A 21,719-nucleotide genomic window follows, 5' to 3' on the forward strand; every position below is an offset into this window, starting at 1 on the left:
CCGCTCATTTACAGGAAAGCTATCATGAGAGATAAAATTAAATTAGTATCAACTGCTGGTACTGGGTATTACTATACCACTACCAAAAACAAGCGCACTATGCCTGGCAAAATGGAGATGAAGAAATTCGATCCAAAAATTCGCCAACACGTGCTCTTTAAAGAAGCAAAAATCAAATAATATCCATTTTTATAAATGGTTTTATTTGAACAAAAAAAAGGGTTTATCAATGGATAAACCCTTTTTTTATTGCTGAGATTCTGACTTTCTACTATCTAGCTGTTTGCTACTAATTTATACAGCATTAACTATAATGCGTTGGTTCTTTATCATAAACATGGGCATGCCATTGGCTCATCTGCTTTTGCATAATTACTTGAATAGCCGCATGAATCATATGCTGACCAATCGCTTGGGTATCACTACCTAATATCTCTTTTAGCTTATCAGAAAAATCGATCGTCATCAGTGGCGCATCATCTTGTTCAGCGTCGCGTAATAGCAATTTGCCATCGTCTGCTTCTACCAGCTCAAGGGTTGTCTCTTTGGCAAATCCTGCGAACTGATCTGTACTGTCATTATCTACTTCTATCTCATTATCAATATCGTATGGCATTAATGTTTTCCTTATTATCCCGTTTTATACCTGTAAAAAACGCGCTGATTAAACTTCCTAAGGCTACTGTCTTACAGTGATGCGGGCAAAACTATCTTACTCATACAATGGACGCTTTGAGCCTAGAATTCAAGGGCTGTCATACAAGTCTTTTGCACAAACAGGGTTTAACTGTTTCAATTTTATAGAAACCTGTTACTAATTAACGCCAGTAGCGCAGCTTTGCTAAGGTGAATAAGAACGCAACAAACATACCAAGGTAATAAACAAGCTTTAGCTCAAGAGTAGGGTCACGATATTTGAACGGTAGAGCCACAGTGGCAGTAGCCGTTGGCAGTATCAATAACATCAACAGCCAGTTTTCAAATACGTGTAACCAGCCTTGCAGGTCAGTACCATGTCGTAGCGACGACAGTCCTAACAGCAAACAGCCAATAATTAAGCTGGTGAATAAACCATTTGGTAAGTCTTTTGGATAAATGATATTGGCAATATTGGTCGGTACTATTCTCATATAAAATTCCAGTCACGCTTATAGAGCATGACTTAACGATTAAAAAGCATATCAAAAACGGCTTATAGTAAACTTTGCAGTGCAATATTTATTAAGCACCTTTATCTTTGCTGATAAAAATTTAACTGTAAGTACCCATCAACCATAGCATCGATATACAAGACGTTAAATAACCCAAGCTAATGGCATTCCAGCCCTCTATATGCATGCCTTTAATCTTGTTAAGTATGCGTGAACCCACCCAGAAAAATAGGGGGATACCAAGCATAAATGCGGGCACTATCACCGCAGCGTGGCGTAATACCTCACCGGTATCATCACCTACCATCAAGCGAAAACCATAGCCTGCTAGACTTAAAACAAGCGCAAACACTGCCAAGCCTATTGTAATACCTTTGGGTACTAAGCTAGGTGATTGCGGCACTTGCTTGGTTTCAGGTCGAATTTTAACGTTTTGGGTATTCATGTTTCACCTTTACGTGATGTATCATTATATATAATAAGTCAGACAACACATCTCAATATGATTGATTCATTATTCAATATAATGGTTATGAATTGCCATTTGCCAAGGCCAGCTCTTCGCGCATGGCATCGATAGCAGCCTTATAATCTTCTTGATTAAATATCGCGGAACCTGCAACAAACATATCAGCGCCTGCTTCCGCAATAGCTCGGATATTACTGACTTTAATACCACCATCGACCTCTAGTCTGATGTCACGGCCACTGGTAATGATGCGCTGACGGACTTGGCGAACTTTTTCTAGAGTACCCTCAATGAACGACTGACCACCGTAACCGGGATTGACGCTCATCAGTAAGATTTGATCTACTTTATCCATAACGTAGTCTAAATAATGTAATGGGGTCGCTGGGTTCAATACCAAGCCACATTCTGCACCGCCATCTTTAATCAGCTGCAAAGAGCGATCAATATGCGTGCTGGCTTCTGGATGGAAAGTGATGATACTCGCACCCGCCTCTAAGAACTGCTCAATCATACTATCGACAGGGCTAACCATGAGATGTACGTCAATTGGCGCATCAATCCCATAGTCACGTAGCGCCTTGCAAATCATACTACCAAACGTTAGGTTGGGTACATAATGATTATCCATCACATCAAAATGTATGACATCGGCACCTGACTCTAATACTCTGTCTACTTCTTCGCCCAGTTTGGCAAAATCGGCAGATAAAATAGAAGGAGCGATTAGATATGGCTTAGAGGGACTGATCATGATTGAGCTACCTAATTGATGTTTATACATTGATAGTTATATAAAAGTTTAATAAAAAAACTGCTGTCGGTGTTAGTAATCTCTACATATCTAACGTAACCATGCTAATCAAAAGTACTAACTATAAATTAATAGAACTGAGCATTTAAATAACTAGCGCGGCTTATATTGAGTTTTACAGTAGGCGCGACCTACTTCAAAGCCTCGTTTTGCTTGGTGTTTGGTAGCACGATTGCTCACGCGCTGACGCCATAATCGAAAAGACGATGGTTTTAGTTCCTGACGCATGAGTTTAATGACACCAGCTTCATTAAGACCGTAGCTATGCTCTATCGCCCCAAACGGCGTTCTATCTTCCCAAGCCATCTCTATTACACGTGAAACTTGCGATTCATCAAGTACTCTATCGCCAGCTTCATTGACTGATTGGGCGATAAATTCATTTGAGTTAATAGGATTGGTTTGCTCGCCATTCAAATTGGCATTAGCATTAATATCAATATGGGTACGCTGCTTATTTTTTAAAGCCGCATCCATATCGGCTTGCATAGTCGCAAGCGCTAATTGAGCAGCATTAGAATCTGCTAGCTGAACGCCTGCTTTAAGGACTGTTAAATCCTGATAACTTGCCATAAGAACAACCTTGTAACTATAAAACAATATAGCGAAAAAATAATGCGACATCAAAACCTAGTTAAACTGTGCCTTGCGCCAGTGATGTTCGATATGGTCGTTAATAACGCTCTGAATAAAATAATAGCTATGGTCGTGACCGGCCTGATAACGTAAAGTTAAGGGCTGCTTAGCTTTTTCACAAGCCTGTTGTAATTTAGACGTTTGCAACTGACCTTCTGCTAAAAACTCATCAGCAGCACCTTGGTCGACCAAAATACTCGAATACTGCTGACCGACTTGTTCAATTACCTGTGAAGCATCTGCTTGCGACCACAAGGATGTGTCATCACCGAAATACTCTGCATAAGCTGCCTGACCCCATGCTGATTCACTGGCCGCGCACACTGGTGATAAAGCTGAGACGCTGACAAACTTACCTGGGAATTTAAAGCCCAATAATAAAGCCCCGTGACCGCCCATCGAGTGCCCTGTGATACCGATACTATGAATCGGAAACTCTGAGCGCAGCAAATCGTATAACTCATCGACGATGTAGCTTTGCATATTAAAGTTGTTGTCCCAAGGTGCTTGCGTCGCATCGACATAATAGCTTGCGCCTTGACCGACAAAATAGCGCTCGTCGTTTGGCACTTCATTGCTGTCCCTACTGTCAACGCCGCCACTACTTCTAGGAGACGTGTCAGGCGCAATAAATATCATGCCAAGCTCGCTACATTTTTGTTGAAAATGGGCTTTGTGGGTGACATTATCGGCATTACAAGTGAGACCTGATAAGTATAAAATCGCCGGACAACGTTGACCTGCTAATGCTTCATCAGGCAGATAAATACTAAACGTCATCGGCGTTTTGGTAGACGTTGATTGATGGCTATAGTAATGCTGCTCACCATCAAAGCAGCGATTGACACTTTTTTGCATGAGCTGTGTGCTAGCTGATAAACTGTGATTATAAGAATTATTCATGAGCAGTATCCTTTTTTATCCAAGGTAAAATAGCAATGGCTTATAAATAGCAATGGCTTATAAGAAGTACTTAGTTAAGAAATAGTACCATTTGCAAAAATTTAAATAGTGCTTAAGATTTAGTCGTTAGTATTATCAACACTTACAGGTATACTTGGAACCGCATCAGGCACGATATTAATAGAGTTTGTCGCATTAGAATTATTAGTAATACTAGCGATCGGCGGTCGTGTTTTATCAAACAATACTTGTTCAAATGCCGGCAAGGCGGTTTCCATTAAACTACCGATAACCATTTGCGGCTCTGACGGCTCAAATCCCATGTAAAGCTCACGCTCTTGTACTCGATAAGCAGCATCTTTAAAGGCGGCAGAAAAACTGGTGTTTTCACGTAAGCTCTCTGCAAAAAATGCCTGACCAAAATAGGTCATCTCTGCTGTATTGGTACAGCCAAACGACATCTTATCAGCTGCCGAAGCTGTAATTACTACCGTGGTCGGCGATGCCAACTCATCAATAAACGAACCTGAATAACAAGCTGATACCACGATGACCCGCCAGCGAATACCTGACGCATCTAAAGCCTCACGCAACCAAGTAGCATCCAAATTATCCATCGCAAGCGGTGGATTAGATAAATGGATAAAGTCTTGATCGCCGTGCGACGATAGCGTCATAAAGAGCACGTCTTCATCAGCATTCATCTGCTGACCAATTCTTTTTAAGCCACGCAAAATACTGGTCTTAGTCGCAATCGGCTCATCCAACCAAGTATAAGTATTATTAATTAATGCCAGCGAATGTCCGCTGGTACCAAAACGCACATCAAACAGCTCACGTACTTTATTAATCTCAGAGCGAAAGACGTTTTGATCGGAAAATCCCGCCACACCCATAAAGTACCAGTCGCTTTTACCCGCTACACTTGGGTCAAGACGCTCTAAAGCTTCCTGCAGTAGACGTGGCTGCGCGTACAATGCCGCTTCTTCCAATACTGGCTCTACAGCAATCTGCTTAAATATGGGTTGGTCAGCGACGTTGCGCTGCCATATCGTCAATAATGCCACCGCCCCGATGATGACAATGACACGCTCCCACCAAGGTATACGCAAGCGACGAGAAAATATCCATAATAGGGCTAAAGTTTGCCATAAAAACAGCACTAAAAATAAGATAGGTAAAAACGAATAGCTCCAATCAGGCAACCAACCATAACTACCTAAAAACTGCACCAAGCTTTGTAATAACGCTGATAAGGTATCAGCCACCAACCACAGTAATACAGGCACGAAAACCAGCGCTTGATTACCAGCGCGTCGTGCCAAAATAATACCGCTTAATAATATAATCATCGGCCAAATTAGATAGCTGACCAACCCTTGCTCATTGAAAACACTGCCGTCTGGGGCGGCTAACCAAGAAAATAGTACGTTACTACCAAGCGCTAACAGCGCGAACACTGCAAACTGGATAAAGGTTGGTTTTACCCAAGAAAACGCCCGCGTAGACCCTACTAGCATCCACAAGGTTGCAATAATATTGGCAGCGAAATTGAGCGAAAAGCGCTGAAGCGATACGGTTTTTAATGACGCAAGTGACAAAGACTTAGACCTCTAGCCAATCGAGAGAAATAAAACACATCAATGATAAATACTTTGATATCGATGCCATTTAACGTATTTAATTTACATTTTTTGCACGGCATACGACTATCAGTTTTATATTTAATTCACTATGAAATGATTATAAGAGACGAATAGCGCACATCAATATTATTGACTAATAGTTTAGCTCGCTAATCTATCGCGATTGTAACGGATTGTCGGTCAAGAGCATAAGGCTGAATTGTAAAATTCGCTTAAAAAATCCATTAAAAAAAGGAGGTCTTAGACTCAAGACCTCCTTTTATATCAAACACTAAACATTATCTCATCAATAACTCATTAACGCGTTTGAGATAAGCGGCTGGATCTTCTAGTTGACCTCCATCTGCTAGCAATGCTTGGTCAAAAATCACTTGCGCCAGCTTGTCAAAATCGACGTCAGACTGCTCGCTACTTTCAAGTTTTTTAATCAATGGATGATCAGGGTTAACTTCTAACGTTGGTTTGCTTTCTGGTACATCCTGCCCCATTTGCTTCAGCATTTGGATCATCTGTGGCGATAGCTCACCTTCACCAACGACCAAGCAAGCAGGACTGTCGACTAAGCGCGTAGAAACTTTAACGTCTTTCGCGCGCTCGCCTAGTGCCTTTTTTAATTTATCGACGACAGGTTTTAAGCTTTCTTGTGCTTTTTCCGCTTCTGCTTTTTCGGCTTCATCCTGCAAGTCGCCTAAATCAACCGCGCCTTTTGCGATGTTTTGTAGCGGTGTCTCATCAAATGAGGTTAAGAAGTTCATTGCCCATTCATCGACACGGCTGGTCATCAAAATAACTTCGATGCCTTTTTTCTTAAACAACTCAAGTTGTGGGCTGTTTTTTGCTGCTGCTAAGTTATCAGCCGTTAAATAATAGATGGCTTTTTGCCCGTCTTTCATACGTGCTTTATAGTCTTCAAAACTGGTGGTCTCACCATCTTGAATACTAGTGGCATAGCGGAGCAATTTGGCAATACGCTCTTGATTGCCCATGTCTTCGCCAACGCCTTCTTTGATAACATCACCAAACTCGGCGTAGAACTGGGCGAATTTTTCTTGCTTATCGCTATCTTCACTATTGGCAAGGCTCGCCAGCAACGTCAAAATACGACGGGCGTTACCATCACGGATAGATTTTACATCACGTGACTCTTGTAATAGCTCACGGCTGACGTTCAGTGGCAAGTCTGCTGAATCAATCACCCCTTTGACGAAACGCAGGTACATCGGCAGTAATTGCTCAGCTTCGTCCATAATAAAGACGCGTTTGACGTATAACTTTAGCCCATGCTGCTGGTCACGAGTATATAAATCGACAGGTGCTTTTTTCGGAATATATAACAGCTGCGTATACTGAACACGACCTTCAACACGGTTATGCGTCCAAGTAAGCGGCGCATCCATGTCATAGGTGATGTTTTTATAAAAATCGATATATTCTTCATCTTCGATCTCAGAGCTTGAACGTGTCCATAATGCACTGGCTTTATTAATGGTTTCCCACTCATCGGTCAATACCATCTCGCCGCTGGTTGGCGCGCTACTTTCCTCAGAGTCCTTGCCTTCTTCTTGTACGTCTTCTTGCCAGACTTCTTTACGCATCTGAATCGGTAAACTGATATGGTCTGAGTATTTATTCACTAACTGCTTAATTTTGCCACGATCTAAATAGCTGTCTTCGCCTTCAGAATATTCTTCTTTTAAATGTAAAGTGATAGCGGTGCCGCGAGTTTCTTTAGTGATAGGCTCAACGGTAAAGCTACCCGTGCCATCTGATACCCAGCGTACGCCTTTATCCACAGGCTCGCCTGCTTTGCGTGATTCAACGCTAATCGTATCAGCAACGATAAAGCCAGAGTAGAAACCGACACCGAACTGCCCGATTAATTGACCTTCTTGCTTTTGTGATTCAGACAATTTATCTAAAAATGCTTTGGTTCCAGATTTGGCAATCGTACCTAAGTTTTCAATCGCATCGGCTTCATTCATGCCAATACCATTATCAGTAAAGGTAATGGTTTTAGCCTCTTCATCGACGGCGATACGAATACGTAGCTCGCCATCATTTTCATAAAGACTGTCGTCATTGGTGGCTTCAAAGCGCAATTTATCGCAAGCGTCAGAGGCGTTAGAGACCAGCTCACGCACAAAGATATCAGCATTAGAATACAACGAATGCGTTACTAAATGTAGCAGCTGCGCCACTTCTGCTTCAAACGTATGTTTTTTTAATTCTGGGTTTTTGCTATCAGCTTTCTGGTTATCAACTGGGGTCTGTTCACTCATAAAAAACTCCTTCAATTTATACTAAAATTTATTATAAAATAGCCATAATCAAAATAAACTTGCTCAAATATATATTAGAGAAGCTAATCTTTGAATACCGCTAAGCTGTTTATACTAATAGGGGCGCGGAAGAAAATTTCAAGCTCAAAAAATTTATTCAATAAAAAACACCGTCCTAGTTTCCTAAGGCGGTGTCGTTGTATAAGCAATTATTTAAATAATGGTTACTAAATAAACGCTAGTAACTGTACTTAATAGATATATTCGATAACTGTATTTAATAGCTATAAACAGCTAGGTAAATGACGAGCCGGATCTGAATCACGTGCTGCCATTGCATCTTCAACACTTAATCCTAAGGCTTTGGCAACGCCTGCGCCATAAGCAGGTTCACACCAATTACAGTTGCGAATGTGGCGATATTGAATAAAATCAGGCACGCCCGCTAAGTTATTGGCAGTATTATCAAACAGCACTTGCTGCTGCTCAGCACTCATCAAGTTAAAGAGCGCTCTTGGCTGACTGAAGTAATCGCTATCGTCTTCACGGAAATCATAATGTGCTGCATCACCGTTAATCTTTAATGGCGGCTCAGCATAGTCAGGCTGCTCTTGCCACTGGCTAAAGCTATTTGGCTCATAGTGTGGTCGACTACCATAGTTGTCATCGACACGCCCTTGACCATCACGATGGTTACTCATCACTGGGCAGCGCGGCTTATTTACCGGAATTTGTTGATGATTGACACCAACACGGTAACGCTGTGCATCGGCGTAATTTACCAAACGGTTCTGTAGCATTTTATCAGGCGATACACTGATACCGGGTACTAAGTTACTAGGGGCAAATGCCGCTTGCTCAACATCGACAAAGTAGTTATCCGAGTTTTTATTCAATTCAAACTCACCGACTTCAATCAGCGGATAATCACCTTTTGGCCATACTTTGGTTAAATCAAACGGATGGTAAGACACTTGATCAGCCTCAGCTTCAGGCATGATTTGCACATACATTTTCCACTTCGGAAAATCACCGTTTTCGATGGCATCATACAAATCTTTTTGATGGCTCTCGCGATCCATACCGACAACTTCTGCCGCTTCTGCATCGGTTAAATTTTTGATACCTTGCTGAGTGCGGAAATGGAATTTCACCCAAAAACGCTCATTGGCGGTATTCCAAAAACTATAAGTATGCGAGCCAAAGCCGTGCATATTTCTATACGAAGCTGGAAGACCACGATCACTCATGACGATAGTAACCTGATGCAGGGCTTCTGGCAGCAAGGTCCAAAAATCCCAGTTATTGGTCGCCGAGCGCATATTGGTACGCGGATCACGTTTGACTGCTTTATTTAAATCCGGGAATTTGCGTGGGTCACGTAAAAAGAATACTGGTGTATTATTACCCACCATATCCCAGTTGCCCTCTTCGGTATAAAACTTTAGGGCAAATCCGCGAATATCACGTTCGGCATCAGCGGCACCGCGCTCGCCTGCCACCGTACTAAAGCGCGCAAACATTTCCGTCTGTTTACCAACTTCACTGAAGATATTGGCACGGGTATATTTGCTAATATCGTGGGTGACGGTAAACGTACCAAAGGCGCCAGAGCCTTTTGCATGCATACGGCGCTCTGGAATCACTTCACGGGCAAAGTTAGCTAGCTTTTCATTTAACCAGATATCTTGTGCCAATAGTGGACCACGTTTGCCTGCCGTGAGACTGTTTTGGTTGTCCGCAACTGGTGCGCCATTACTCATGGTTAATTGAGTGGGTGCATATGGACATTTTTTATCGCTCATGTCGTTGCTCATAGTTATACTCCTTTGAAACATAAATGGATTAAAGTACAAAATCTATTCTGAATAGGCCTCTATCAATATGTCCAGAATAGTAGTAAGTTTGTTCGAAAAACGACTATTTTTGTTCATAGTAACCTGTAATTTCAATAATATTGCCTTGTTAGGTACTATTACAACCGATTAGCATTGATTTGTATAATTAATTAACTACATGCTTTAGTTTTGTTTTTTAGAACTACTTAGATTGTTTTTTAACTCATCCAAATGGCTTTGATTCCTAGGGTAACTTTCAATAAGACCTGCCTGCTAAATAATTCTCAGCATTAGCGTGGCATCGGACGAATCGTCAAAATCTGCTCACTGCGACCAAAGGGTCCTTGAGTATCATGGAGTATCGCACTGCTAACGCCGATCCCATCAGCACCGTATTGCTGCACGGCTTCGATTCCCAGCCAGCGACCTTGTGGCGCGCGATGCATATGAATTTGCAAATCAGTATTAGGGAACATCCATTCTAAATTGGACAAACCAAGTCCAAGCCTTGGTACCACCCCATTAGCGGTATCTACCATGCCTAATAAGTGCACCATATCATCAGTGGGCTCGCCCTCTACCATGTCAACATCATTGGTTATCCATACCATGCCGCGACCGGGACGACGGTCTGGTTCGGCAACTAGGCGTACGCTTTCGATAAAACCACCTGGCCAGCCTTTCATATCATCCCAAACTGGCAAATCCTCAGGTTTATACACAGATTTTTGATCCTCAAGCCCTGCAATCTCGCTGGTATCTTGGGTCATTAGTCGCCACGCCCGCGCAATGATAGCATCGCGGCCACGACTGCTCATCACTGCCTCGATAAGCTCAATGGTCTTGCCCGGACGGATACAACGCGTAGTAATAGTAAAGTCATCAAGCGGTATTAACCCTAAGATATCTAGGCTAATACGAGCGATACGCATATGAGCTTGTGGCGCAAAACTTTTTAATTCAGCGGTAAGTATGCCTGTTGCTGGTGCCATATGCTGCTCGTGCTCATTCCAAGCACCTTGGGCATGCTTGGTTGGCTGATAATGGGCGACACTGCTACCATCTGCTTGCTGTTCGCGTTTTATAAAGTTGTAATAAGCTGACATGACTTTCCTAGAGGCTGTTTTATTAAAATATTCTATGTCTTATTATGGGTCGTGAAATAATACTACTTACCCACTTGTGTGATCGGGATACGTAAAGCTTTGGGCAAACTAAACATGACATTTTCTTCAATACCTGACAATTCACTCGGCAAATCACCACCCCAATCTTGCAGCTGCTGTAACACTTCTTGAATCAGCACTTCAGGCGCTGAAGCACCAGCAGTCACACCGACACTCTGTATGCCATCGAACCAACTTCTATCCATTTCAGTAGCATTGTCAATCAGGTAAGCACTGCAATTCATACGCTCTGCCAATTCACGCAAACGATTAGAATTTGACGAGTTTGGCGAACCAACCACCAATACCACTTCACAGCGACCGGCTAAGTCTTTAACCGCATCTTGGCGATTTTGAGTGGCATAACAAATATCGTCTTTGCGAGGACCTTGAATGCTTGGGAATTTATCTCTAAGCGCATCGATAACGCGAGCAGTGTCATCCATAGATAAGGTCGTTTGGGTGACAAATGCCAAACGCTCAGCATCTTGTACGGTCAATGCTTCGACGTCGGTTTCATTTTCGACCAAATGTATCTGTCCACCATGACGATGGTTAAAGCGTCCCATAGTGCCTTCTACTTCAGGGTGCCCAGCATGTCCAATCAATACCGCATCCATGCCCTCTTGGGCAAACTTAGCAACTTCGATATGTACTTTAGTTACTAAAGGACAAGTGGCATCAAATACCGTCAAATCACGGCGCTCTGCCTCATCCTCAACGGCTTTTGAGACGCCATGAGCCGAAAAAATAACGATCGAGCCATCCGGAACTTCATGCAGCTCTTCAACAAATACCGCGCCACGATTAGCCAAGTCAGAAACCACAAATTTATTGTGTACGACTTCATGACGGACATAAATGGGTGGCTCAAAACGAGTCAGTGCTTGATTCACAATCGCAATCGCGCGATCCACACCAGCACAAAATCCACGTGGATTGGCAAGATAAATTTGCATAAGAAGGCCTATCATTAGATAATTTATAGTTAAAGCTTAGATTTAAAAGCTTCCATTCAAAAATTGGGATGAAATCGATGCTCTACTTTAGCATAATTTGCTTTTATTGCCCTTGAAAAAAGCAGTGTCTTAATAGCAATGTTGTATATGGAAGCGGCCGTATGCTAATAGCGCGTTGATAAGAGTCGTTTTAAGTAAAATAAAAGCAGACAAAGCAGTTTATAATGATGCATCAATTATTATGATTATAATCTCTATCTATAGTTTCTATCACCATACATGATGGTGTTTTTTCTTTTTACCAGCCTTTAGCCGTTTACTAAGGCACTTTTTAGTCTTTTATTAGGACGCACTTTACTAGGACAGACTGTATGACAGGTTCATTATTTATTATCACCGCCGCCTCAGGTACGGGCAAGACTTCACTGGTAAAGCAACTACTGGCCACCACCAATGATTTAACCGTCAGTATCTCGCACACAACACGCACGCCACGTCCTGGCGAGATTGATGGTCATCATTATCATTTTACTGACGTCGATAACTTTGTGACGGCTATTGGTGAAAATAAGTTTTTAGAACACGCTGAAGTATTTGGCAATTACTATGGTACCTCAGAACAAAGTGTACGCACGCAGTTAGAGGCAGGTGTTGATGTTATCTTGGAGATTGATTGGCAAGGGGCGCTACAAGTCAAAAAGATATTTACCGAAGCGACGATGGTTTTTATTTTGCCGCCGAGTCTTTCAACGTTACGTCAACGCCTCTCGACGCGTGGGCAAGATACTGTGGAAGTGATAGAGCAGCGTCTTGCCGGCGCAGTGACTGAAATGGCACAGTACGTCAATTTTGATTATGTCATTATCAACGATAGTTTCGAGGTCGCTTTGACGGAGCTAAAAGCCATTATCGTTGCGGATAGACAGACCCTTAGTCGTCAACAGCAGCGTTATCATCGCACCATTACCAACTTGCTAAATCCGAAGGTAGAAGAGTAATTGGCACGCCGACTATTATTCTGGGCTCTTTCAGTAACTAGACATAAAAAGCAACTACGCGTATAAGCAAAAAATGCTATAATGCCTAGCTATCACCCTTTATATTTTTGATATTATTTTTATTGAGTGGCGGGCAAGGTCCGTTACTAATAAAAACAACCGAGGTAGCTATTTATGGCACGAGTGACGATTGAAGATTGTTTGGATAATGTTGATAATCGCTTTGAGCTGGTTTTAGTCGCAAGCAAGCGCGCCCGTCAGTTAGCCAAAGGTATTGCTGAGCCGTTGGTTGACGTCGATAACGACAAGCCAACAGTATTGGCATTACGCGAAATTGCTGCTGGCAAAATCACCCGCGATATCCTCAACCAGCCTGAGCATAACTTTGCTACTAGCTCAATGGATTTAGCGCTATCAGGCGATCATAGTTTTTGATAAACCGCCTCGATAAGGTCTATTAGATAAAAAATCTAAAGCTCCTAATGGCTTTATAAAATAAATAGACAGATTGACTGACGATAGAGACCACAGCATAGGCTGTGGTTTTTTGGTTGTAATGATACTGCCGTTACTGTTTTCGTAACCGTTGACCACTTAAAACATACCATTGAGTGAGAATTTCTTAATTTTTGCAGTGCCTATCCCCTTAGCGGTTGACATTGAAGACGATTTAAGATTAATTAGAGGGTGGTCTATCTATATATATTTTTCAGCTTTTTTATAGTAGCTCAGCATTTATTTATTCAGTCATTATTTACCTTGATAGATTCTTTACCTTAATAAATAGTCAGGCAAACAGGTAATGGAAAATAGGATCGTTACTTTATGAGTCAAACCTTGCCTAAACTTAGTCATCCCTTAGTCGATGACGCTCAATACAATCTAGTACGTTCAGTAGGTTATCTCACTGCCGCTGAGCGTCGTGATATTATTGATGCCTGTGAGTTCGGTGATATTGCGCATATTAAAGACAAGCGCAAATCAGGAGAGCCTTATATCACCCACCCGATTGCAGTCGCCGAGATATTGGCCGGCTTTCGCTTGGATCGAGATACGGTCATTGCGGCAATTTTGCATGATACGGTCGAAGATACTGAGGTAAGTGATGAACAAATCGAACAGCGCTATGGCAAAGTGGTCGCCAGACTGGTCGATGGGGTAACCAAATTAAAGTCGTCGACGCATAATAAACAAGAAAATAAAGCCGCCACCTTTCATAAAATCCTGACTGCCACACTCGCTGACCCGCGTGTATTGATTATCAAGCTTGCTGACCGTTTGCATAATATGTCGACACTTGATGCGGTACGCCCTGAAAAACAACGCACCACCGCTCAAGAAACACTGGATTTTTATGTACCCTTTGCACGGCTAATGGGTCTCAATGACATTGCCGATTATATCGAAGTGCTCTGTTATCGCAACCTTGATTCTGAGATGTATAATAAAATCTCTGATAAGCTGCTACAACACGGGCTTGGACGTAATTTTCAAAGAGAAGCCATTCATGGTTATCTGACTATTGTATTAAACAATCTAGGTCTTGGTGGTGGACACGTTAAGGTTTTGGACAATCGCGTGGTTATCTATCGGCAGTTTTTCCGAAATCGCGGTGAGATTAATGCCTTGCTACGCCATTATGCTTTTGAGATTGTGCTCGATAATATCGAAGCATGTGATAAGTTGGCTTATTATCTGATTAAAAAATACCAGATAGATGACAGGCATATTGAAGATAATATCCGTAGACCCTTACCTGGTGGCAATCAATCGCTTACCCTTATCTATGAGCGTGATAATGACTTTGTCAAAGTGACAATTTTGACCAAGCAAATGCAGAATGCGGCAAGGCTTGGCGTCATCGGTGCAGAGCACGCTTCTGATGTTAGCCAATCAGTTATTCAAGCGTCATTACGCAATATGAAAGATTTGGTCGATGAAGACTGCTTAAACGAAGGCAATCCTGACTTTGCCGCCGCGGTTTCTACCATTAACGAGCTGATGGATTATCTGCACTCCAGCAAAATCATTTGTTATAGTCCGCAAGGGCGCGCTTATGAGTTACCGCAAGGGGCAACCGCGCTAGATTTTGCCTATGCGGTTGGACCTATGATTGGTAATGTCGCCGTTGGTGCTAATATCGATAACAAACCTGCTAAGCTTGGTACCGTCGTCAAAAATGGACAGTTGGTTGAAATCGAAGTAAACAGTCACTCTGAACCAAAAGCTGAATGGCTTGGCTTTGTAGTAACTAATAAAGCTCGTGAAGAGATTTTGCGCTGGTTCAAAGATTTATCTGCTGCTGATAAGCAACATCATGGCATGCAAGCATTAGATCGCGCGCTAAAAACCTATCAAAAAAGCTTGGATGACTTAACCGATAGTGATTGGAAGAATCTAACAGAATGGCGCGGACTGACAGAAAAAGAGGCGCTATTTGAGCAGATAAGCTCTGGTACGCTATTGCCGCAACTGGTGGTAACGCGTTTATTTAGCGATGAAGTTAGCGATATACAATCGCAAGAACGTATCGATGATATGACACAACCACAGCAGCTGATCGTTAACGCCTCAGGCGTTGAGCTTGATTTTGCCAATTGTTGTCACCCCATTTATGGCGATCCTATCGTTGGCCATTTATCCCGTCATGGTTTGGTCGTACATCGGCATAAGTGCTTCTCGCTTGACGAGATTCGTAAAGACAATCCCTATCAAGTTATCCAACTGCGCTGGCGCAATGATAAAGCCATAAAACAAAGTGATTCAGAAGATCACGGTAACAAAATTCGTTTTCCCGCTTACTTAAGACTGTCTGTGGCGCTGAGTGATGAGCAAATAAGTAAAGTTATTTATCATCTGCGGCAGTTAAATATAGGCGTTGAAAAAGTCGACGTGCGTAGCAGCGATACCATCATCCATATTGTGGTTCGTAGTCGCAATCACTTAGCCCAAGGTATTCGCGAACTACGCTCGTTACTTGGTTTCCCAAATATCATGCGCTTATATCAGCTATAAATACTTTTATAAAAATAACTGTTAAAACCTATGTCTTTTAAGTCGCCTCTTAAAGCATATATCATTTCGAACTTTAGAAAATTTCAATCGTGCTAAACGCTTCTATCAATATCTTGGCAAGTAGCTTTAGTACATTAAACACCCAAAAATATGATAAGGATAGATTATGACCCGTCAAACCATCCAAACTGATAAAGCACCTGCAGCCGTTGGTACTTACTCGCAAGCGGTAAAAGTTGGCAATACTGTTTATATTTCAGGTCAGTTAGGTTTTGATCCTAAAACCATGGAGCTAAAAGAAGGTTTTGATGCGCAAGCGAAGCAAGTATTTGAAAACATCAAAGCTATCTGTGAAGCAGCTGGTGGCAGCTTAAATGACGTGGTCAAATTTAATGTATCGTTAACCGATTTAAATGATTTTGCGGCATTAAATGAAGTATTCATGGCCAATTTGACCGAACCCTATCCAGCCCGTGCAGCCGTCCAAGTAGCGGCATTACCTAAAGGTGGCGTGGTCGAAATTGAGTCTATTTTATATATTGAATAAGTCTGATATTCAATCTTGCTTAAATAATAGTATTTTATATTGAACCATCATAAGCTTAGCCTCATGCTAAGCTTATTCGTCTCTCCCTCTTTATTTTCATTTCACATTAACCCAATCAAACTGCGAAGCCTTTTTATGTTGGTACAAGTTGCTCTGCCCGTGCCCCTTTATCGGGTGTTTGACTATAGCCTACCGGCAGATATAAGTGCTTTGCCAAATGCTTCGCCAAACAATAGCTCAACACAAATACCGCAAATTGGCAGTCGTGTTGAGGTGTCATTTGGTCGTCAAACCCTAATCGGTATCGTTGTCGCTAATATTGCTCAAACGGATAGTAGCGTGCCGCTCAATAAGCTCAAACCTATTAATAAATACTTAGATACTGAAGCTATTTTAGATGCCAGTATGTTAAAGCTCGCCTATTGGCTGGCGCGTTATTATCATTATCCCCTTGGTGAGGTATTAGCAGTCATCTTGCCAAGCTTAGTTCGTCAAGGTAAACCGCTAGATTTACTCATTACCCACTGGCGCATTTTGCCACATATCACTGATGACGACTTTCGTGCCAATGCAAAAAAGCAAAAGCAGCAATTTGATATGCTAAAGCTACATGGTGAGCACGGCGCTAGTGAAGATATACTATTATTAGAAGGTATGCAGCGAGCCTTTTTAAAAACACTGGAAGAAAAAGAACTCATTGAGCGCTATATTGAACCAAAACAAGCAGCCACTCCTGTCAAATTGGCAAAAATGCCGCTTGATCTCAATGATGAGCAACAGCTTGCCGTTGCTGCGATTGTTGCTGCGCATGAAGCCAAACGCTACACAGGATTTTTATTAAATGGCATTACTGGTAGTGGCAAGACTGAGGTCTATCTACAAGCCATGCAAGCAGTATTAGAAGTTGGCAAGCAAGTACTTATTTTAGTGCCTGAGATTGGGTTAACACCGCAGACGCGCGCGCGTTTTGCCAGTCGCTTTGCTGCGCATATCGTCTTGCTACATTCAGGTATGAATAACACTCATCGCCTACAAGGATGGCAAGATTGCCGCACTGGTCATGCACAAATCATCATCGGTACGCGCTCAGCCGTACTATATCCGTTCGCAGATTTAGGGCTCATCGTCGTTGATGAAGCGCATGATGGCTCTTATAAACAGCAGGATACACTGCGTTATCATGCCGCTGACGTCGCACTATATCGCGGACTGCAAGCCAAAATTCCCGTCGTCCTTGGTACTGCTACCCCTTCTCTTGAGCACCTAAAATTGGTCGATGAAGGCAAGTTGGTGGAATGCCTATTGCTGACTCGTCCTGGCAATGCTAAGCCTGCGCCTATGCAGCTCATCGATGCACGCCTGCAAAGTACCCACCAACAAACGCAAGATGATGGCGCACGCTATGATACCGGACTGACGGATGCGTTAATCGGCGCAATACGGCAAACGCTAGAGGCTGGTGATCAGGTATTGATATTCTTAAACCGTCGCGGCTATGCCCCTGTTTTATTATGCGAAGCTTGTGGTTGGCAGGCAGATTGTCCGCGTTGTGATGCGCATTTAACCGTTCATTATAATAGCCAAGCTCAGCGTAGCAATTATTCAAGCAACTCTTATTTAAAATGCCACCATTGTGATTGGCAAGCCTATATTCCAACTGTATGCCCTGATTGTGCGAGCCAAAATCTAGATGCCAAAGGTATGGGTACGACAAGGCTAAGCGAAAACTTGCACGCGATTTTTGCCAACCCGCAAACCAGTAAAGCGCTTTATCCCATTATTCAAATCGATCGCGATACTACAAGGCGTAAAGACAGCTGGGAAAATATTTATCAGCGTATCAATGAAGGTAAACCTGCCATATTGGTCGGTACACAAATGGTTGCCAAAGGTCATCATTTTCCCAATGTCACGCTCGTTTGCTTACCCAATGCCGATCGCGGCTTTTTATCCGCAGACTTTCGCTCGCCAGAGCATACCGCTCAATTGATGATTCAGGTAGCAGGGCGTGCAGGACGCGGTGATAAAGCAGGACGAGTATTGATTCAAACGCTGCAACCGGACAATGAGTTATTATTAAAATTGGTGAAGGATGGCTACTTGTCATTTGCTCGCGAACTGCTGCAAGAGCGCAAGATGATGGGGTTACCCCCACATAGTCATGCCGCGCTGATACGTTGTGAAGGTAAAACCCTTGCTGCCACCACGCAAGCGCTCAAAGATGCAATTGCCAATTTACCAAAAGCGCATAATCTGGCTGTACTGGGTCCTATCGATGCACCGATGAGTAAAAAGAACAGCCGCTATCATTCGCAGCTGTTGCTTTTAGCCAAAGATCGACGACAATTACACCATATATTGAGCCAGTGGTGGCAACCTGTACTCGCTCTGCCAAGCGCGAAATATCTTAAGCTTACTTTAGACATCGATCCTGTGGGCTGGTAGTTAAAAATTGCAAAGTATTAGCAGTATCATAAATTGATATTAGAAAAACACTTTTATAGTGTATTTCTTTATTTTAAATGAACGATGCCGCTATTATTTTTACTTCGTTATTACAGCTTCTAATATTGGACTATGATAAGTTTATAACAGCGACTTGATTGCTGTAATCCAAAATATACCACTACTCTGTATAGAGTAAATATTGATTATTAAATCCACTATCAGCAAAATTGAGTGTTGTTATGAATCCAAACCGTCCAAAGCCTGAAAAAAATGGCCATTCTCATCAGAGTATTTCGGCTGATACGCATGAACACGTTCAGGAAGGTGAGGAAAGTAATTACACTGATGATAATCAAGACAATCATGATCATGATGAACATCTAGAGCAAACAGTCGCACCGCGAGATACGAAGGGCTATCAGCGCACGTTATTATTTAGTTTTGTTATTATTACTGGCTATATGTTTGTTGAGGCAATCGGTGGCTGGCTTACTGGCAGTTTAGCCCTATTGTCCGATGCCGGTCACATGTTAAGTGATGCGATAGCACTTGGCGCAACCTTAATGGCATTCAAAATTGGGGAAAAAGCAGCTACCCATCAAAAAACCTTTGGCTATAAACGCTTTGAGATTTTAGTCGCATCGGTTAATGGTGCTACGCTTGTCATTATTGCCCTAATGATCTTTTATGAGGCCATTAAACGCTTTAATTCACCGCCTGAAATTGCTACCCAAGGGATGCTGATTGTCGCCACTATCGGTATGCTGGTCAATATTTTGGTTGCATGGCTTATGCACCGAGGTAGCCGTAGTGGCGATGGACATGGACACAGTCATGATTCAAATGACTCCACAACTTCGGACTCTAAAGCGCCTGTTAACCTCAATATGCAAAGTGCTTATTTGCATGTATTGAGTGATTTAATGGGTTCAGTTGCTGCCATTGTCGCTGCGCTATTGATGATGAGCTTTGGCTGGGTGTGGGCAGATGCGGCAGCGTCAGTGATTGTTGCCATACTAATTTTGTTTAGTGGTTACCGTGTCGTGCGTGATTCCGTACATATCTTAATGGAAGGCACACCAGAAGGCATATCCCTAGTGAATGTTGAAGAAAAACTGGTTGCCCATCCGCAGGTGCAAAAAGTACATGATCTACACGTTTGGAGTATTACCAGTGGTCTAAATGCCTTATCTTGTCATGTGGTCGTCGATGGTGAAATGAGCATTCGTGAATCCAGTATATTGATTGGCAATTTAGAACAAAGCTTACTTGAGCTCGGCATCCATCATGCGACTATTCAGGTTGAAAGCTCATCACATCCGCAAACCAATATCCATAGCGATGCCCTCGTCTGTAATGTCTCAGAGCAAGCTGTTGAAGGCAATAGCCATATTGGTCACAATCATTAAGAATATGATGCAATAATCAATCTAGACGTCGCCAATTATTAGTGACGTCTAATCGAATCGTAGAGTGAATTCACTTTAAAAACGATACAGTGCTATTGGTTATAAACTTTTTGCCGCCTCTGTCACGCCTGCGAACAGCAAGCAAAAATAATTTATAACCAATAGCGCGTTATTATAAGCGCTTCTCTTTTGTTTTGAACTGACTATATAAATAACGCAGTATAAGCCAAATTAACCATACTGCTGTGCTTATCCAAATAGCTAGCCCAGCCATTAACAGCGTTATTCGAATCCAAAAATCCAATGCGCCATTCATTATCTGCGGCAGATAAGCAGGTCCCATGTTTGAGGCCAGCAATAACCATAGCCCAAATGCTAGCGCTAATCCTGCACCAACAATTCTAATAACTATATTGCCAATACCTTTTAATAAAGCGTGCCACTTATGGTAATTGGGCGTATTTGGTGAGTGATTACTCATAGATAACTAGTCTCTATCCTTGCGTTATTCTTTATATTTAATATTACATATTCGCTTAAAAATAAGTAATTATGAACAGATAAGGCATATTTATTTCAAATAAGCTTACATCCCGCTGATTTCTAGCATTGTAATAGCATGTTAAAAACGGTAGAAAATTCGACCTTACTGCCATATATTTAATATAACTTCTGTATACTTAAGAATTAAAAGCCTTTTTCATAACCAATTGATGACCTTCTGCCATGTCTAGACGTTCAGCGCCTTTTGTCGCCCCCGATTATATCGACGATCCTATTTCAAAAGATGGCAAAAAACACGCCAAAGTTTTGCTATCAACGCTGCAAGAAGATATTGCGAGCTTTCGAGATGAACAGTTCCCGCCTGATATTTTACGTCAAGTTCGTGATATGCCTATTTATGAAGGTAATTTAGCAGAAGTCCAAGCATACCAGCAACGTTGGCACAATCTACTTGAGCGTGCGATGGCGTTTTACCCCGCTGCCAATCTGCCACCTGACTATCTACCGTTGCCCGCCAGCCTTGAAATACCACAGTTTATCTATCATGTTCAAAGGCTGCACCTGACTAAGACCCGAGCTAAGGAATCCAAAAGCTTCGGCTCGGTCGGTGCGCTTACGGATAAATGCGGTGATTATAGTGCTGATGACATTGAGCGTATGACAGTAGCGTTTGACAATGATGATGAAGCACGTTTGGTCGCCCACCGTGAGTTTATTGATTTGCGTGCTTATGTATTTTGCCGTGATAATAAGGGCGAGATGCTAGAGCCTGAACGGGTACGTTTTTATCGAACGGGCCTTATCGTTCATGCCCTACCTGATTTTAAAATCGTAGACAGTCGGCAGACACCGCGTAAGCGCCGTAACGATGCTTATAGTAATCCGCTGGCAGATAATGGCGTGTGGAAGATTTATCGTAAAAAATAAACTATACTAA

The 21,719-nt window shown here is 42.4% G+C and carries 20 protein-coding genes; 8 read left to right on the forward strand and 12 right to left on the reverse strand.

What is annotated here, in order from left to right:
* Positions 1-24: 24 nt before the first annotated feature.
* On the forward strand, positions 25-180 hold the full coding sequence (gene rpmG, locus EPB74_RS08985; RefSeq protein WP_062533708.1) for a 50S ribosomal protein L33: 156 nt from the start codon (positions 25-27) through the stop codon (positions 178-180).
* 124 nt (positions 181-304) lie between these two features.
* Here the strand turns inward: rpmG and EPB74_RS08990 are convergent, their stop codons facing one another.
* The 11 genes from EPB74_RS08990 to ispH form a co-directional block, all read right to left on the reverse strand.
* Positions 305-616 carry a hypothetical protein gene (locus EPB74_RS08990; protein WP_011514309.1) on the reverse strand — a complete coding sequence of 104 codons (312 nt, stop codon included), beginning with the start codon at positions 614-616 and terminating at the stop codon, positions 305-307.
* Positions 617-818: 202 nt separating this feature from the next.
* Positions 819-1,130: a hypothetical protein gene (locus EPB74_RS08995; protein ID WP_274903896.1), complete on the reverse strand. Its 312-nt coding sequence runs from the start codon at positions 1,128-1,130 to the stop codon at positions 819-821.
* Positions 1,131-1,251: 121 nt separating this feature from the next.
* Complete coding sequence (locus tag EPB74_RS09000; protein ID WP_079692485.1) at positions 1,252-1,596, reverse strand: hypothetical protein; 345 nt, start codon at positions 1,594-1,596, stop codon at positions 1,252-1,254.
* Positions 1,597-1,681: 85 nt separating this feature from the next.
* The gene (gene rpe / locus EPB74_RS09005) at positions 1,682-2,374 is read right to left on the reverse strand and encodes a ribulose-phosphate 3-epimerase (RefSeq protein ID WP_274903897.1); all 693 of its coding nucleotides are present in this window, start codon (positions 2,372-2,374) and stop codon (positions 1,682-1,684) included.
* A gap of 153 nt (positions 2,375-2,527) precedes the next feature.
* On the reverse strand, positions 2,528-2,809 hold the full coding sequence (locus EPB74_RS09010; protein WP_274903994.1) for a TIGR03643 family protein: 282 nt from the start codon (positions 2,807-2,809) through the stop codon (positions 2,528-2,530).
* 255 nt (positions 2,810-3,064) lie between these two features.
* Positions 3,065-3,973 carry an S-formylglutathione hydrolase gene (gene fghA, locus EPB74_RS09015; protein ID WP_274903898.1) on the reverse strand — a complete coding sequence of 303 codons (909 nt, stop codon included), beginning with the start codon at positions 3,971-3,973 and terminating at the stop codon, positions 3,065-3,067.
* Positions 3,974-4,092: 119 nt separating this feature from the next.
* The gene (locus EPB74_RS09020) at positions 4,093-5,574 is read right to left on the reverse strand and encodes a C13 family peptidase (RefSeq protein ID WP_274903899.1); all 1,482 of its coding nucleotides are present in this window, start codon (positions 5,572-5,574) and stop codon (positions 4,093-4,095) included.
* 323 nt (positions 5,575-5,897) lie between these two features.
* The gene (htpG, locus tag EPB74_RS09025) at positions 5,898-7,898 is read right to left on the reverse strand and encodes a molecular chaperone HtpG (RefSeq protein WP_274903900.1); all 2,001 of its coding nucleotides are present in this window, start codon (positions 7,896-7,898) and stop codon (positions 5,898-5,900) included.
* Between the two features lie 284 nt (positions 7,899-8,182).
* Positions 8,183-9,715, reverse strand: a complete 1,533-nt coding sequence (locus EPB74_RS09030; RefSeq protein ID WP_274903901.1) for a catalase — start codon at positions 9,713-9,715, stop codon at positions 8,183-8,185.
* Positions 9,716-10,026: 311 nt separating this feature from the next.
* Positions 10,027-10,842 carry a thioesterase family protein gene (locus EPB74_RS09035; RefSeq protein ID WP_274903902.1) on the reverse strand — a complete coding sequence of 272 codons (816 nt, stop codon included), beginning with the start codon at positions 10,840-10,842 and terminating at the stop codon, positions 10,027-10,029.
* A gap of 62 nt (positions 10,843-10,904) precedes the next feature.
* Positions 10,905-11,861 (reverse strand): 4-hydroxy-3-methylbut-2-enyl diphosphate reductase, encoded by a 957-nt coding sequence (gene ispH, locus EPB74_RS09040; protein WP_079692494.1) that lies wholly within the window; start codon positions 11,859-11,861, stop codon positions 10,905-10,907.
* 371 nt (positions 11,862-12,232) lie between these two features.
* On the opposite strand from ispH, the gene gmk reads away from it, so the two are divergent.
* The 6 genes from gmk (at position 12,233) to EPB74_RS09070 (ending at position 20,278) form a co-directional block, all read left to right on the forward strand.
* Positions 12,233-12,859: a guanylate kinase gene (gene gmk / locus EPB74_RS09045; RefSeq protein WP_089554234.1), complete on the forward strand. Its 627-nt coding sequence runs from the start codon at positions 12,233-12,235 to the stop codon at positions 12,857-12,859.
* A gap of 174 nt (positions 12,860-13,033) precedes the next feature.
* The gene (gene rpoZ / locus EPB74_RS09050) at positions 13,034-13,294 is read left to right on the forward strand and encodes a DNA-directed RNA polymerase subunit omega (protein WP_079692496.1); all 261 of its coding nucleotides are present in this window, start codon (positions 13,034-13,036) and stop codon (positions 13,292-13,294) included.
* 390 nt (positions 13,295-13,684) lie between these two features.
* Complete coding sequence (locus EPB74_RS09055; protein WP_274903903.1) at positions 13,685-15,874, forward strand: RelA/SpoT family protein; 2,190 nt, start codon at positions 13,685-13,687, stop codon at positions 15,872-15,874.
* 166 nt (positions 15,875-16,040) lie between these two features.
* Complete coding sequence (locus tag EPB74_RS09060) at positions 16,041-16,421, forward strand: RidA family protein (protein ID WP_079692499.1); 381 nt, start codon at positions 16,041-16,043, stop codon at positions 16,419-16,421.
* Between the two features lie 135 nt (positions 16,422-16,556).
* Positions 16,557-18,866, forward strand: a complete 2,310-nt coding sequence (locus tag EPB74_RS09065) for a primosomal protein N' (protein ID WP_446740034.1) — start codon at positions 16,557-16,559, stop codon at positions 18,864-18,866.
* 242 nt (positions 18,867-19,108) lie between these two features.
* Positions 19,109-20,278, forward strand: coding sequence for a cation diffusion facilitator family transporter (locus tag EPB74_RS09070; RefSeq protein ID WP_274903905.1), 1,170 nt, complete (start codon positions 19,109-19,111; stop codon positions 20,276-20,278).
* Positions 20,279-20,450: 172 nt separating this feature from the next.
* On the opposite strand, the gene EPB74_RS09075 is transcribed toward EPB74_RS09070, so the two are convergent.
* A complete protein-coding gene (locus EPB74_RS09075) occupies positions 20,451-20,759 on the reverse strand; it encodes a hypothetical protein (protein ID WP_274903906.1) in 309 nt (102 codons plus the stop codon).
* A gap of 245 nt (positions 20,760-21,004) precedes the next feature.
* Between EPB74_RS09075 and EPB74_RS09080 the strand changes: the two genes are divergently transcribed.
* A complete protein-coding gene (locus EPB74_RS09080) occupies positions 21,005-21,709 on the forward strand; it encodes a hypothetical protein (protein ID WP_274903907.1) in 705 nt (234 codons plus the stop codon).
* Positions 21,710-21,719 lie beyond the last annotated feature (10 nt).

Origin of the sequence: Psychrobacter sp. DAB_AL62B (assembly GCF_028895345.1) — a bacterium.
Classification (GTDB): domain Bacteria; phylum Pseudomonadota; class Gammaproteobacteria; order Pseudomonadales; family Moraxellaceae; genus Psychrobacter.